Origin of the sequence: Sorangium sp. So ce448 (assembly GCF_051520915.1) — a bacterium.
Lineage (GTDB): Bacteria > Myxococcota_A > Polyangia > Polyangiales > Polyangiaceae > Sorangium > Sorangium cellulosum_B.
Genome location: NZ_CP150343.1, coordinates 9,577,724 through 9,592,570 on the forward strand (window position 1 = coordinate 9,577,724; position 14,847 = coordinate 9,592,570).

12 protein-coding genes are annotated in these 14,847 nt (G+C 69.3%); 5 read left to right on the top strand and 7 right to left on the bottom strand.

Going from position 1 to position 14,847, the window contains the following annotated elements; genetic code table 11:
- Nucleotides 1-71 precede the first annotated feature (71 nt).
- Nucleotides 72-248: a hypothetical protein gene (locus WMF45_RS36275; protein ID WP_437710177.1), complete on the bottom strand. Its 177-nt coding sequence runs from the start codon at nt 246-248 to the stop codon at nt 72-74.
- A 480-nt stretch (nt 249-728) separates the two neighbouring features.
- Here WMF45_RS36275 and WMF45_RS36280 point away from each other — a divergent pair, with 480 nt between their 5' ends.
- Complete coding sequence (locus tag WMF45_RS36280; protein WP_437294447.1) at nt 729-1,148, top strand: outer membrane protein assembly factor BamB family protein; 420 nt, start codon at nt 729-731, stop codon at nt 1,146-1,148.
- 22 nt (nt 1,149-1,170) lie between these two features.
- Here the strand turns inward: WMF45_RS36280 and WMF45_RS36285 are convergent, their stop codons facing one another.
- Nucleotides 1,171-2,883: a hypothetical protein gene (locus WMF45_RS36285; protein WP_437710179.1), complete on the bottom strand. Its 1,713-nt coding sequence runs from the start codon at nt 2,881-2,883 to the stop codon at nt 1,171-1,173.
- Between the two features lie 345 nt (nt 2,884-3,228).
- Here WMF45_RS36285 and WMF45_RS36290 point away from each other — a divergent pair, with 345 nt between their 5' ends.
- The gene (locus WMF45_RS36290; protein WP_437710181.1) at nt 3,229-4,176 is read left to right on the top strand and encodes a helix-turn-helix domain-containing protein; all 948 of its coding nucleotides are present in this window, start codon (nt 3,229-3,231) and stop codon (nt 4,174-4,176) included.
- A 384-nt stretch (nt 4,177-4,560) separates the two neighbouring features.
- On the opposite strand, the gene WMF45_RS36295 is transcribed toward WMF45_RS36290, so the two are convergent.
- A complete protein-coding gene (locus tag WMF45_RS36295; protein ID WP_437710183.1) occupies nt 4,561-5,394 on the bottom strand; it encodes a helix-turn-helix domain-containing protein in 834 nt (277 codons plus the stop codon).
- A 128-nt stretch (nt 5,395-5,522) separates the two neighbouring features.
- Here WMF45_RS36295 and WMF45_RS36300 point away from each other — a divergent pair, with 128 nt between their 5' ends.
- Both WMF45_RS36300 and WMF45_RS36305 read left to right on the top strand, forming a co-directional pair.
- On the top strand, nt 5,523-6,251 hold the full coding sequence (locus WMF45_RS36300) for an SDR family oxidoreductase (RefSeq protein ID WP_437710185.1): 729 nt from the start codon (nt 5,523-5,525) through the stop codon (nt 6,249-6,251).
- 32 nt (nt 6,252-6,283) lie between these two features.
- Nucleotides 6,284-6,964 (top strand): dienelactone hydrolase family protein, encoded by a 681-nt coding sequence (locus WMF45_RS36305; RefSeq protein WP_437710187.1) that lies wholly within the window; start codon nt 6,284-6,286, stop codon nt 6,962-6,964.
- Between the two features lie 228 nt (nt 6,965-7,192).
- Here the strand turns inward: WMF45_RS36305 and WMF45_RS36310 are convergent, their stop codons facing one another.
- Together WMF45_RS36310 and WMF45_RS36315 are read right to left on the bottom strand one after the other, a co-directional pair.
- Entirely contained in the window at nt 7,193-7,903 is a 711-nt protein-coding gene (locus WMF45_RS36310) for a transposase (RefSeq protein ID WP_437710189.1), read from the bottom strand.
- A gap of 255 nt (nt 7,904-8,158) precedes the next feature.
- On the bottom strand, nt 8,159-9,403 hold the full coding sequence (locus WMF45_RS36315) for an FG-GAP-like repeat-containing protein (protein ID WP_437710191.1): 1,245 nt from the start codon (nt 9,401-9,403) through the stop codon (nt 8,159-8,161).
- A 953-nt stretch (nt 9,404-10,356) separates the two neighbouring features.
- Here WMF45_RS36315 and WMF45_RS36320 point away from each other — a divergent pair.
- The gene (locus WMF45_RS36320) at nt 10,357-10,605 is read left to right on the top strand and encodes a hypothetical protein (RefSeq protein WP_437710193.1); all 249 of its coding nucleotides are present in this window, start codon (nt 10,357-10,359) and stop codon (nt 10,603-10,605) included.
- A 144-nt stretch (nt 10,606-10,749) separates the two neighbouring features.
- On the opposite strand, the gene WMF45_RS36325 is transcribed toward WMF45_RS36320, so the two are convergent.
- Together WMF45_RS36325 and WMF45_RS36330 are read right to left on the bottom strand one after the other, a co-directional pair.
- Nucleotides 10,750-13,242 (bottom strand): phosphorylase family protein, encoded by a 2,493-nt coding sequence (locus WMF45_RS36325; RefSeq protein WP_437710195.1) that lies wholly within the window; start codon nt 13,240-13,242, stop codon nt 10,750-10,752.
- A 545-nt stretch (nt 13,243-13,787) separates the two neighbouring features.
- On the bottom strand, nt 13,788-14,096 hold the full coding sequence (locus WMF45_RS36330) for a DUF6968 family protein (RefSeq protein WP_437544143.1): 309 nt from the start codon (nt 14,094-14,096) through the stop codon (nt 13,788-13,790).
- Nucleotides 14,097-14,847: the final 751 nt, after the last annotated feature.

Here is a 14,847-nt window from a genome sequence, read left to right on the forward strand (position 1 = left end):
TTCCATCCCCAATCGCACCGTGCCCCTCCTGAGCCGGGGCCGCCTGCAACGCCGCGGGCGCCAGGGCGAGGTCACGCCGCCGCGCATCCACCAAACATCTCGGAGAGCCCCCTTTCGCCCCCCTGGATTGGCGCGCTCGCGACGTCGATCGGCTCGTCGACCGACTCCTCGGGAACGCTGCTCGAGTCGAGCGCGCAGCCGGCGGAGAAGAGAGTGATCAAAGGGAGGCACACGAGAAGGTTCTTCATGACAGGCTTCCTTTGGAGATGATGTCGCCGCGGAGGGGGGATGATCAGCGCTCCCCCCTCGCGCCCTCGGACGCGCCGGCCCGTGGCGTCGTTCGGCTTCTACTACGCCGGTTGAGGCCGCGAGTTTCGGCGCATCACCGCGCCGCCCCCGCACACGGCCGCGAGGGCGATCCTGATGTGGGCACGAGTGCGCGGTTGTCGACTGCGAGGTGACGCCGCCGCGCTGGATGGCCAGGTCGAGCGCGGGCCACGGGGATGCCTGGGTGACATGAACGAGGTCGGTACGCGTCACGAGCAGGAGCGTCTGCGGCTCGGCGTCCGGAAGGCTCACGGCATCGCCGATGCGGCTCGGGACGCGCACGTGCCACGTGTCCCCCACGGGCAACGGCGCTGTCCGGCGCGGGCCCTTCACCCGGCCGGCTTGCCGCGCCGCCCCCCCGCTGATAGCTCGCTGGACGCAATCAGGAAGCGAGGGGACGTATGAGCGAATACCGAACAATCGCGGCGGCGCCGGTGCTGGTGGCGGCGTTCCGGGATCAGATCTTCGGCGTCGACCCGGCCACCGGGCGCGTGCTCTGGGAGTACAAGCAGGCCGGGGTCGGTTTCTCTTCCACGGCGCTCCTGATCACGCCTGCGGCGATCTACGCGGCGAGCTTCAGCCACGTCGCCTGTCTGCATTACCCGACGGGCGAGCTGCTCTGGGAGGTGAAGGCGGCCACGCAGGGCCGCGCCACGCTCCTCCTGGAGGGAGACCGGCTCTTCGTCGCCAAGCAGGGCGAGGTGGAGTGTTTCTCGCTCACCGGCAAGAGCCTCTGGCACAACCAGTTCAAGAGCAAGGGGATGGGCCCGGTCGCCCTGGGCGTGCCGGACAATGTGGCGCAGCCGGACGACAAGGACTGACGCCCCGCGGCGCGGCGATCTCTCAGGGCGTGATCCGCGTGATGGTCCGGCTGGTCCTTTGCCAGACATCGCCGGCGAGGGTTGCATCGATGGTCGCCGTCGCGGTCCCCTGCCAGGCCAGCGGGGCGTCGATCGTCATGGTCCCAGCGTCCCAGGTCGAGATCGACACGGGGCCGGTGCACCCGGGGCACGCATTGACGCCGGTCACTCCGGCGAGCGGAAACTCGAAGTGAGAGCCGCTGCCGTTGCTGGCGCCGAAGACCCAGGTCGGCGCGCTCCCGGCGTAGGCCTGGAGGTAGCCGACGTGGGTGCTCCCTTGCGAGAGCAGGCCGAGCCCCCAGCCGGACTCGGTGGCATCGTACCAGAGCCCGCCGAGCTCTGGTGAGCCGCCAGCACCCCAGATCCACGCCACGCTGTCGCGCCCCGAGCTGCCGTCGAGCTGCCAGACCAGCTCACCGCGATCCGAGGACGTGAGCTCCAGGCTCGCAGCGCCGACCACGGTCGCGGTGATCCCGGTGCCGGTCCAGCGCGTGCGATACAGCTCGCCGGTCCAGGCGCTCGGGCCCTGAGACAGGATGCCCTGGTACCAGATCGGCGCGCCGCCCAGATCGAAAGTGTACCACGTCATGACCACGCCAGCGCTGTTGCCCAGGAAGCGAACATCGAGACCGTTGTTCGGACGGCTGAGGTCGTCCCAGAGCCCTCCCTGGGGCGTCGGCGCGAGCGGCGGGTTCTCGCCGATCACCGTGACCTCGCTGAGGGTCGGGCTCGTGGCGGTGGCGCCAACCACGACGGTATAGAGATACCGATGGCCAGGCGAGATGGTCTCGACACGCTGACCGGCGACGCGCGTGTCGATGATCTGCGGCGCGCCGCCGTCGATCCGGCGCACCAGACGGGCAGAGCTGACGTCCGACGTCGACCAGACCAGGTTGGTCGTGCTGGCGGGCGCGACCACGCGGTCGGGTGTCGCCGTGATCGTCGCGGTGGGGCCCCGGCCGACGACACCGTAGTTGTAGAGGAGCATCCCGTCGCCCCAGAGCTGGATTCCATGGGACTCGCCCCCGGCGATGGGGCCATAGCTGAGCGAGCCGTCGTGGTCCGTGGAGAGCTCGATCTCCGGTCGATTGGGCGGTCGCGCGACCACGCGGATGTTCGTGGCCCCGCCGCCGCGCCAGGTCAAGGTCGTGTAGAACGTCTCCCGCGGCCCCAGCCGCCTTTCCCAGGGCGAAGCGCCGAAGCTGGCGCCGATATGGCACTGGTACTGCGAGGGCATGACGCCGCTCCAGAGGGTGCCTGGAGCGAGCGGGTGACAAGGCATCAGGGGACCGGCCTGCGGGGTCACGCTGACCGCTGTGTACGGAGGCGGGCAGGGCTCGCACGAGCTGAAGCTCAGCCCCGTCGTGTCGCGGCACGTCACCGCGTTGTCATATCCGAGCCCGTAGCTGGGCGCGCTGGCGTTGAAGTAGTACTCGACCGGGTGCCGCCCCGGGGGGCACGCGAGCCATGGTTGCGGCGCGGAGCCCTTGCGGGACCCCGAAATCGAGCCGTCCCCGAGCACGATCACCTCTTCATAGGGCGTCATGGCGGGCGTATCGACATCCGAAGAGCTCCTCCCCTCCGTGCCGACATCGAGCGCGTGCGCCGTGTCGGCAGGGTCGAAATCGGCATAGGGCCCGCTCGTGCACGCCACGACCGGCGCCGAGCCGGCGATGACGACGAGGAGAGCGATCAACGGGGGACGATACGCGCTCGTCGGCGCTCGGGGATCCCGGCGTGGGGGGGTCGGAGCCGAGGGGGCAGAGTTCGAACAAGAAGAAGATACCATCGAGTCCTCCTCATCGGGACGGTGGCTCATCACGGCTCTCCGGCTGCCGGCCGAGGAGCATGGGGGTAGATCCAGTGGGTCGGAGCGGCCGCCGGCGGGTCGCGCCCGGAGCGGGGATCCGGGCTCGCCTGCTGCTCCGTCACGACCCCTGGAACCCTAGGACGGGGCTGGGAGGCCGGCTCGGACGACAGCGCACAACGATTCGACTCGGAGTGCAGCCGTGGGGCTGTCCGCGTGGTAACGTCGAGGCGCATGTTCGCTTCTTTCACTACAGACGCCGTTCCGGAGAAGGAGCGCGCGGAGTACTGGCAGGAGATGGCGGGCCGGGTGTTCCTGGGGCTGCGCACCGAGCAGCGCGGGCGTGGTCCGTTCTTCGGCATGCTCGAGGCGCGCGGGGCCGGGTCGCTGTGGGTCACCCGGCTTCATTCGTCGGCGCAGGGGGTCTTCCGCGGGGAGCCCGAGATCGCGCGCGCGTCGCGCGAGTGCTTCTTCGTCGCGATGCAGCTCGCCGGGGTATGCACGCTGCGCCAGGGGCGCGAGGTCCGCCAGGCGGAGCCGGGCGACATCGAGCTGCTCGATGGCACTCGTCCCGGCGAGCTGTCGTTCGAGACCGACTACGACCGGATCGTCGTGTCCGTCCCCTACGACCTCTTGAGACCGAGGCTGACGGGCATCGACCGGGCGGTCGGCAATGTTGTCAGGGGCCGACAAGGGGTCGGAGCGCTGGTGTCGAGCTACATGCGCGCCTTCGCGCAGAACGTCCTGCCCGAGCCTGTCACGGGGTCGGCCTCCGACATCCTCATCGAGCTGCTTGCGCTCGCGTGCAACGCGCCGGAGGCCGGCGCGAGCTCCGATGGCGCGTCCGTGCGTGAAGCCCGGCGCCACGCGCTGAAGCGGTACGTGGAGCGCAACCTCGCCGACCCGTCGCTGAGCCCGGCGACCGTGGCCGCGCGCTGCGGCATGTCGACGCGCTACCTTCACGGGTTGTTCGCCGAGAGCGGCGAGACGTTCATGCGCTGGGTCCTGTCGCGGCGGCTCTCGCGATGCCGCGACGCCCTCGTCGATTCGGCGCTGCGAGCGCGCGGCATCGCCGATATCGCCTTCGCCTGGGGCTTCCACGACGTGTCGCACTTCGGGCGCGCCTTCAAGGCGGCGTTCGGGATGACGCCGCGCGACTGGCGGCGTGTCGGGCGACCTTGAGCTCTTCCGGCGCTCGACCGAGCCCGCAAGCCTTCTCCAGAAAGCGATCCACGCTTTCGGGCCCGTCACCAACGACGCCGAGCTGTTTGCCCCCCGGGTCGAGCAAGAAGTACCAATCGACCGCGCTCGCCGGAAGCTCCGAGTACGAATGCCGGTAAGCGATCAGGCTACCCACGAGCGAGCGGCGATGGTGCGCTGCGGTGGGCCGGCCGCCCGACCATCAAAGAGCTGGCTCGACAAGCGCATCATCGGCATCAACGAGAGTGCGCGGCAACACCTCACAACGCCGCCTTGCTCGCCGCCGCCGAAGGCTACGGCTGCATCCCGCCGGAGATCGACAGGCTGATCCGGCAGGCGTAGGCGAGGCGCGTCGAGGAGAGAGAGTCAGCGGGCGGCTCGGGCGTAGGCCCCCGGCGTCACCCCGGCGATGCGCTTGAAATGCCGGTGGAGCTGGCTCTGGTCGTAGAGCCCCACGCGCGCAGCGACCTCCGCCTGAGGGACTCCCCGGGCGAGCAGCGCCCCTGCGAGGCCGACGCGCCGGTAGGTCACGTACGCGTGCGGGGGAAGCCCGACCTCCTCGCGGAAGGCACGACAGAGGCGGAACTTGTCGAGTCGCGCGTGGGCGGCGAGCTCGTCGAGCGCGATCGATTCGGTGAACCGCGCATCGAGGAGCTCGCGCGCGCGTGTCACCGCGCGAGCCCACGCGCTGCGCGGACGGGGCGAATCTCGGCGCATGGTGGTGAGCTCGCACAGGGCGGCGAGCGCCTCGGACGACACACCCGCGAGCTCGAGAGGCGTCGCGTCGCCGCGAAGCAGCGAGCGATGCAACGCCGCCAACGGTGCAGCGCGCGGGTCCTGCGCGCAGAGCGCGTTCTCCGTCGGAGGCGACGCGGGAGAGTCCAGCGCCGCGCGCGCCTCGTCGACCATGCGCGCGTCGAAGATCACGACTTGAAACCGCCGCTGGCCTTGGCGGGCGTGCTCTGCGAAGACCTCTCCGGGGACCTTCACGTCGATCGTGCCCGGGCCGCTCGACCAGCGCGCGCCTCGAAGCGACCACTCGGAGCGGCCACTGAAGTGGAGCGCGGTGGCGTAGCGGTCCGTCACGCAGGTGAACAGGGGCCCGTCGCTCCGGAACTGCCCGACGGTGAGGCCGGGGAGCGCAGCCGGGCGTGAGAATGAGATCCGGCTCCGCCCGCGCTGCGCCGCCGAGAGATCCACACCGAGGACGATACAGCGCGGCCCTCCTCGGCGCCAGGGGGTTCGCGGGCTGCTCCCTGCTCCCCAAGCACGCGCGTCGAGCCAAGATCGTCCAATCTCCTCTGGACGCTCGGTCGTAGATGGAGGGCATGAACGTCCAGCGAACAGCGCTCGTCACGGGCGCGAACAAGGGGATCGGCCTCGAGACCGCCCGCCAGCTCGGCCGCGCGGGCATGACGGTGCTCGTCGGAGCACGCGACGAGGAGCGCGGCGCGCGAGCCGCTGCGGCGCTGCGCCGAGAAGGCATCGACGCGCGCTTCATCGCGCTCGACGTGACGGACGCAGCGAGCGTCGCCGAAGCGGCTCGCACGATCGAGCGCGACCTCGCGCGGCTGGATGTCCTCGTGAACAACGCGGGCATCCTCCTCGGCCGCTCCACGCCGAGCGCGACGCGACTCGACGAGGTGCGCCGCGTGTTCGAGGTCAACGTCTTCGCTGCCATCGCCGTGACGAATGCGATGCTCCCGCTGCTCCGACGAGCGTCGCCCGCGGCGCGCATCGTCATGGTGTCGAGCGGGCTCGGCGGGCTCGCGAACCACGGCGACCCAGCGTGGGAGTACGCGTCGTTCAACGCCATCGCGTACCCCGCCTCCAAGGCGGCGCTCAACATGGTGACGGTGCAGTATGCGAAGGAGCTCGCCCCGACGGGCATCAAGGTCAACGCCGCGGACCCCGGTTACACCGCGACCGACCTGAATGGCCACCGCGGCACGCAGACCGTCGAGGAAGGCGCCCGCGCGTCCGTGAGGCTCGCGCTCCTCGACGACGCCGGCCCGACCGGCGGGTTCTTCGACGCGCGCGGCCCCGTGCCCTGGTGAAGAGAAGTGAGTGACGAAAGGAGCAGGACGACATGACGACGATGGTGACGTTTTCGCTGGGGAACGCGGGGCAGATGAAGGGCGCCCTCTCCGAGCCGCCTGGCTCGGGCAAGGTCGGGGGGCTCGTCGTGGTCCACGAGTGGCACGGCCTCAACGAGGTGATGCGAGCGCACTGCCAGCAGTTCGCGCAGGCGGGCTTCCTCGCGCTCGCCCCCGACCTCTATCACGGCAAGCTCGCCGAGAACGACGAGGAGGCGGCGAAGCTGATCGGCGCCTTCGACTTCCAGAAGGCCGTAGGTGAGCTCGGCCACGCGGTCGGCTACCTGCGCTCGCATCCCCGGTGCAACGGGAGGGTCGCGGTCGCGGGCTTCTGCCTGGGTGGGGCGCTCACCCTCGCTGCGGCACGTCACGTGCGGCCGGCCCTGGAGGCGGCGGTCCCGTTCTACGGTCTTCCTCGGATCGCACCGGAGGAGTTCGCCGAGGTGAAGACGCCCATCTGCGGGCACTACGCCAAGGTGGACGACTGGGCGAACCCTTCCGTGGCCGAAGAGATCCAGAAGGCGGCGCGCTCCGGTGGAGGCGCGATGGATCTCCACGTCTATGACGCCGGCCATGCGTTCATGCGCTCGACCGATTCGTCCAAGTTCGAGCCGAAGAGCGCCGCGCTCGCGTGGCAGCGCACGGTCGAGTTCCTCCACACGCACATTGGCTGACGCGTCAGGCGGTGTCGGGCCAGGGCTGCGCCGGGTCGGAGCGGCCGGCATCGGGAAGAGCACGCTCATCATCCCGCGCTCCGGGCCGACGCGTCGCACAGGTCGCACATCACTTCGGGGACCGCCGCTGGTTGGTCCGGCTCGAGGTCCTCCACGGATCTCAGGTCGCCCCGCACTGAGCGCCCCCGGCGGAGGTCTTCACCGGTTTTCCGCGCATTTTCGCGATCGCTAACAACCGTCTCGAACCGCCGCATTCTTCGGGATTTCTGGAGGGCGTGAACCCCGATCGCACCCGGTCGGAGGGAATGGCCCCAGCCCGGGCCCAACGAATAGGCGTTTGCGGGACTGCACCTGAGCAGCAGCGGCGGCGAGGTCCCGGCGCAGTCCCGTAAACGTCGGGTTGGACCGGGCCGGTTCGCGGCCGGGCGAGGCGATCGCGAGGCCTATGGAGATCCTGCCCGAGAAGACAGCAGAAGGCGGGCGCGGCGAGGCTCGCACGCGTGGTGCATCCCGCCGCCGCGACGTTGGGCGCAGACGTGCCGAGGCAGAGCGCAGCGCCGACGGAGGCCCAGCAGCACGCAGGCCGCCGACGTGGACGGGGCAGAAGGCGGATCGACGCCTGACCGCCGCGCAACGGAGGTGGTGCTGTCGCTTCTGCCCAGGCCAGCGATGCTCATGACGTGTCCGGGGGAAGTGTCGGATCTTTACGAAGCGATGAGGCAGCACGCGCATCAGGAATCGACGCAGAAACTCCTCTGCGGAGAGCGTCACGGCCTTGTCTCCGCGGATCCGGAAGCACACGCCGCGCTCATCCATCCACCGCAGCCGGTGATTGGACAGCCCGACACGGTGGGTATAGCGACCGAGAAGAGGTAGCCGCGCCGCCCCTCGATCCAGCGCGAGCCGTCGAGCGAGAACCCACCGCCCGTGACGATGCATCGCGGAGCTGTCCCATCGATGCCCTCTTGGTTGACGCGGCGCCCGGGCAGGGGCGTCGCGAACGGCAGGGTGGGCAGGGAATGAGGCGGCGGGCGGCAAGTCCTGCGCAGCGCCGGGCGCTTTTAGAAATACAGGGCATCTGCAACCCGCGGCGCGCGTCGGAGGCAGGTAGAGCGCGCCGTAAGGAGCAACCTGGCAAGGGGAGGTGTGCTCGTGGAGCGAATGCGCCCCGCCACGCTGCCCTCGTCGCGCCGGTCAGGGCGACACCGCCGAGCCGAAGTGCTCGTCGCTCGTCGGGCCCGCCCCTTCCAGGGACGCCTGCGAGCTGTCGGCGAGGTTGCCGCCGAGGAACACGAGCACCTCCTTGCCGCCGCCGAACGCCACGACGACGTCCCCGAGCCCATCGCGGTTGAAATCACCCGCGCGCGAGACCTCCGTTTCCACCGTGCCCCCGTGCCGCGGGGTCATCGCGGCGTCGGGCTCCGCGTCGAGGCTCGCGGCGCCGCGGTACACGTACACCTTGCCGGAGACCCCGACCTCGGGCGCGCCCACGAGCATCTCCACGAAGCCATCCCCGTCCAGGTCTCCGCTCGAGGACACCGTCTGACCGAAGCGGTGGGACGGCCCTTCGCCGTGCAGTTCCAGGTCGGCGGTCGCGTCGAACTCCCCTCCCGGCCCGCCGAGGAACAGGAAAGCCATGCTGCTCATCGGCTCTCCGACGAGCAGGTCGGCAAACCCATCTCCGTTGACGTCCCCCGCGCCCAGCGATCGTCCGAGCTCCCCCTCGCCGATCAGGATGCCGTCAGGCACGGTGTCGAACGCGCCGTCCGAGCCGAAATAAACATGGACGCGCTGGCTGCCGGGCGCGCCGACCGCGACGTCCGAGAAGCCGTCGCCGTTGAAGTCCGCCGAGGCGACCGACGTGCCGAACGCGCTGTGGCTCTGCACCCCCGTGAACATCACGCCGGCGTCGAGATCGGGGCCCTCGGGTCCGCCCGAAAACACGTAGGCGCTGCCGGGGTCATTGGACGGGACGGGGCCGGGCCCCGGCGCACCGACCACGAGGTCTGCGTAGCCGTCGCCGTTGATGTCCCCGGAGGCCAGGGAGTGTCCAAACCTGCGGTTGTCGCCCGGCAGGCTCCCCGCGAAGTCCTGGTCCCAAGGCCACGTCCCCGGATCCATCGAGCTCCCGAAGAGCACGCGGACGAAGCCCTTCTCGTCCCCGAAGCTCGGGGCCGCGACCAAGGCGTCGGCGAAGCTATCGCCGTTCATGTCCGCGGTGGCCACGGTCCCCCCGAACCCGGCTGCTTCGATGGTGCCTCCCCGCCTGCTGACCCCGACCAGGAGCCCATCTGATGCCGGATCGAAGCTGTCGCCGGCTCCGCCCAGGAACACGTAAGCGGCTCCGCTAGGGATATAATCCGGGGCCGCGTATTGGTTCGCCCCCACGAGGATGTCGTCGAAGGCGTCGCCGTTGAGATCGTGGTGGCCCCGTCCCACGTTGATCCAGCGGACGGCGGACGGAGCGGAGCAGGCGCTTGCCGCGCACGCGCGGACCCGCCAATACACGCGGCGGCCCATGGGAGGAGCCGCGGCCCCCTCGAGATCGGCGCCTGGTCGCCAGCGCGTCGCCGTCGTAGTCTCGGTCTCGAGTAGCGCAGCGAACGAAGGGTCCTCGCTGAGTTCGATCGTGTACTCGATGTCGCCCTCGGCGGCCGGCGTCGAGGATTCCCAAACGAACGTGGGTCGCCGGGTATCGGGCACGAGCATCGAACCGACTGCGGCATCCTGGACCGGCAGTCTCAGGACCGGCGTCGTAGGAGGCCGCTTCCCCTCGCTACCGCTGCCGCCCTCGCCATCGATGCTCGCGCCGCTGCCGCCGTTGCCGTACACCCCTCCAACGCCGCCGGTACCCCGCTCGTACTCGTTCCAGTTCGCGCCGATGATCTGGGCGCATCCGCTAGAACCGTAAACCGCAAGCCACAGGATCGCCGTCCGCGCACCTACCGGTGTCGTGCCTACCATGGACACGATCGTCCAGCGCTGCGCTTCCACTGTCAAGATGGCCGAGCGGCACGAGAGGCGGCACGAGCGGGCGGAGGGGGCCCGAGCGCGGATCCGCAGCGGGGAGTGCCCTTCAATCGCAACCTGCTCCGCGTCCGCGCCGGTCTCCGGGCATGGACGACCTCTCCCCGGAAGATCTGCCGCCATCCATGCCCTCGCCGAAGCCATACTCTCCGAGCCTGAGCGGACCCTCGCTTTGAAACATGACATCGCACCGGGCGTGACGCTCGAGGTGACCTATGGCGGCATCTCGAACCGCCCTGACGGGGATCGTATTTGTGCTCACGACAGGGATCCCTTGGGAATATTTACCGCAAGAGCTCGGCTGCAGCGGAATGGGGTCACCTGAGCGAGGCGGCAATGGCCGCCGGGGTGCACCGGGCGGCGCGTTGGGAGACGGCACTTGGTCGTGCTGCGCCGGCAACGGCGGCCTCGGAGGTGACGGAGGCTATGGCGGCACCGGGCGCGGCGGCGACTCGATCGGCATCGCGTACCTCGACGGGGACCAGCTCACGCTCGAGTGCGTCAAGTTCAAGCTCGGGCCGCCGGTAAAGGGCGGCATCAGCTGGAACCACGATGGCAGCATGGCGACGGGGGAGGATGGCATCGTCGTCGATACGCTTCGCTTCCCTGAATAGGAGCAGCGCGCATCAGGCGATCACCGAGCTCGAGGTCGCGTCCGGTGAGCTCGTCCACATCCGTCCGGCCCTTGTCGGCGTTCGTCATGCCCCATCAGGGCACACAACGTGGAGGCGACCCGCCGTTCTGGATAACCGCCAGTGTCACTTCGGCCGGCCCGATGGACGCAGTGCAGCCTGCTTCGCCAGCTTCTGCCTCGCGATCGCGCGTGCTTCGCCGACGACATCATTCACCTGTTTGTACAGCTGCAAGGCCTCCTCATATCGGTTGTACGCTTTCTCGGCCTCCGACCTCCCAAGCTCGACATCGCCGATCTTCAGAATACATGCGGCCTCGTACACGGCGCACGCGGCTCGGCGCTCGACGTTTCGACCCCCCATGTGTCTTAAGCCCTGAATGAGCAGTTCGCATGAGGCGATAAATGACTCTTCCCATGCGCCGACAGCTGTCAGCTCCTGCTGCGCATTTTGAACTTGTGCCAAATTGGAATCGACTTGTTGCATCGAAACCTCAAGTTCTTCCCAGGCCATCTCGTATTCCCCTTTGTATACGGCTGCAGCGCTCATGGCGCTCATGTTCGGCGCCTCCGGCGCGAGCCGCGCCATCACCGCCGCAGCGGGATCCTTGCCGGTCGTAGACGCCAGCTGGCGTGCGAGCTTTCCGTAATGGGCGATCGCTCCGTCCAGATCCTCCTCCGCCGCCGGATGCACGAGGCGCATGTGCTCCCGAATCGGCGCCAGCATCTGCAGCCGCCCTCCCTCGAAGAACGCGAGCCCCACCTGCGAAAGCACCCGCGCCTCGCCGCGTCCCCCGGCGAACACGACCTCCAGGTCCGTCACCGCAATCCCCCCCGGCAACTCCGCCAGCACCGCACCGAGCCGCCGCGCTCCAGGCGTCATCCGCCTCGACGCGAGCGACAGGTCCACCGACACTGCCCAGCTCGATAGCCGATCCGGCTCCTCTCGATGTCGCTCGAGCAACGCCGTCCGCCGCGCCCGCAAGTCTGCGGCGAGGTTGTCGAGATCGTCCCCCTCCGCGGCGCGCGCCAGCAGAACGACGGCGAGCGGCACTCCGCCGAGCTTGGCGAGCAGCGGCCGCACGCGCGCATCACCCGCGTGCTCGGGCGCGATGGCGCCGAACAGCACCTCTGCCGTGTCCAACGAGAGCGGCCCGAGCTGGATGGCCTTGCTCCACGCCACCCCCGCCGGCTTGTGCCCACCTCGCGCTGAAGCCACGATTCGAAGGCCCGGGATTTGACCAAGCGCACCGAGGAGCGCTTCGGTGGCCACCAGCTCTCGCTCCCAGGGTGTCTCCAGGTTATCGAGCACGAGCACTCCGGGCGCGTTCGCGAGGGCGGCCTTCACCTCCGTCAGTGGATCGCCGCTCGACGACAGCCCTAGCACCTCGCGGATGTTCTTCGCCGCGTCGTCCGCCGTGGCTGCCGCGTCCAGCCGGACGAACCACCGCCGGGCGCCGTAGCGCTCCTCGATCTCGCGTTGATGGAGCGCCGCCAGCGTGAGCGTCGTCTTCCCGATCCCGCCGGCGCCAAGCACGATGATCCGCGCGGCTGCTTCGCCGAGCAGGGCATGCACCAGCTCTTCGACCTGAAAATTCCGGCCGACAAAGTGCTCGATCGCCGGTAAGGCGAGCCCGCCAGCGCGCGGTGCGGGCACGTCCTCGGTGAACTTGGCCTGGACTCTTCTCGTCCGCGGGTTGTTCGATATCCGGGGCGCGCGCTTCCACGGCTCACGGTCCCCCCTGTCCCAGGTCGCCATCCTCCCCAGGACGGCCCGCACATAGGCCGCAGCTACGACCGCCGCGTACATGTGCCAATCGTCGTTCTTGTTCTTGTCGCAGTAATCGCAGATCCCCCGTACCACCAGGTACCCCACCCCGTGGACCCACGTCGCATCCGCGATCCCGGATGCTTCCATCTCGATCGCCTTCACCCTGTGCGCGTCGCGCAGCCGATCACGCCAGACCGGATCCTTCAGCAGCACGTTCGCCGACGCGATGGCCCCCGTGAAGATGCGCGGCCGCCCCGCGGCTCGCCTGCCGTCCGCCGGATGCTTCACCGGAACGAACGGCGCCCGGGACGTCAGCAGAACGTCGCGCGCCGCCGCGGGCCGCGCGGCTCCTTCGAGCTTCGCTGCCAGCCATACGTGCGCCTCCCAGGGCTTGTTCCCAGCCAGTGCATCCGATTCCAGAAGCCGCACAGCCTCCAGGAGACGCGCATGGGGTGGCCGGGGAGAGGCGCGCACCTCCGTAATCGTGCGCGTCTTCTTCAGGAAATCGTACTGGATCACCCCTCGCCGATCCGAGACCACGAGGTCGCCGAGCCGCACGTGTTCGTCGGGGTTGTCGGGGTTCGGCACGCCTCCGGCAACCCCGACCATGATGATCGCTTCGACCAGAGGGAAGTGGTGAAGGAGCAGGGTGCCGCGTGCGGCAGCAATGTTGGTGCCCAGATCGGCGATAGCGACGGCGACGACATGGTGTCCTCCGCCATGGGCTGGTAGCTCCCCCAGATCGTAGACGAGCCCGGCGCCTTTTCCGGGGAAGGACCAGGAGACCGTCCGGTCGAACATCGCGAGCATCGCGACGCGCTCCTCTGGCAGCGCTGTCACGATGCCCACCGTCACCCGCCTCGCCAGGGCCGCCGCCCGCGCCCAATCATCGCTCGCCACTCGCACGCGCCGGAGGATAGTTGCCGCCGCCGCCGCGGGGAAGGCCGCCGGGGCGCCGCAGCATGTGGATCGGCCGTGCGTCGAGGCAGGGTAAAGCCCTGGCGTTGGCGTACAGGGAGGCCACACGGCGTGGCCAACCCGGGGCAACGCCCGTTGTTGACGCTCACGATGGTTGCTGCTCGATTGCGCAGGCTGTTGGCTGGCCATCACGAGGGTGAGCGCTCCCGGTCACGGCCGTCATGGTCGGCCCATCCCGCGGCCGAGGTTGCGGGAGTGCTCAGGCGCGTGAAGGGTGCCCGCGCCGGGGGCGCGGCGGCTACGCCGCCCTTGCCCCGCCCTCCGCGCTCCGACAACCGTCCGGAGCGGGCGACGGGCGAACGGAGCCTCCGGGCACCGGATGGCCATCAACCAGCGCGAGCGAAAAGAGGCGCAGGACCATCATCTAGCCAGTTCGATAACAGCCGGCCGCGCGTTCGCGCGTTCGCGCGCCGGCGTCACGGCCCGGTGAGTTTGATCGCTGGGAACCCGAGCCACTCCGCATCGAGCCACGAGAGCCGGCCCACACCCTCGTATTTGACGAGCATCGACGGGATCAAATGGAGCGCGCTGTGCAGCGCCTGGAAAGCATCGATTCCGACTCCGTGGGTCTTATGAGCGTCCCCCGCTCCAGCGACTTCCACATCAGCTTCCCAGCACATGGCGTGTGGCCTGTACTCGGGCGACCACAGTCGCACTCGGATGCTTTCGTTCGTCCCGTTCGGAAACGTCAGCTCGAGGGTACGCTCCGCAATCACGTCCGGCATGCCCCACCAGCTAGCGTCCTCCTCGGCGATGTCAAGCGCCCTGGCTCAACAGGAGCTCAGGCACCTCCTCTGCCCGTTTTGTCGTGCCTGTTCGCAGATGCTCTTCAGGAGCAGGGGCGCGCGCTCTTCACAGTAAAGCTCCCATCGCGTCGAAAGCGCGAGGCATGCAGTCGGGCAACTGGAACGGCACTTCGCGTAGCCCGCGGCTCGCCCTTCGCTGCTCTCCGCAAGGCAGAGTTGTGTCTCATACCGCGTCAAGAATATATCCATCGCTGATCCACACATGAGCCTCCAGATATCAGCTCCCTCGTCTACCGCGTCTTCGCACTTTCCCCGCGCCGCGAGCGACTCGCCAGCCTCCAGGGTTTCATCGTCCAACACGGCTTCCGAGTCAGGCGCCTGGTCGACCGTGCACGAAGGGAACAACGACGTCCGATGTCCGGGAGGGAACTGTAAGCCGAGCCGGAGCAGCACCGCGGCCGAGGCGTCGAGATGTGCGTCGGCGAGCTCGGGTCCGTCGCTGGCGTCGAGGCGTGCGCCGGGTCCGTCGCCGGCGGGCGGTACATGGCGGCGCGGCTTGGTCGCCCCGGGCCAGCGCCTGGCAGGGCGCGCCGCGCGGAGCCTCGCGCGCCCACCTCGGCCGCCCTCGCGCGGCGATCGACCCGCGGCCAGGCCGCTTCACGGCGGCGTGGCGATACCCTAGCCTGGCCGTGGATCTCCGCTGCGCCACGAGCGCCACAAGGAAAGAAGG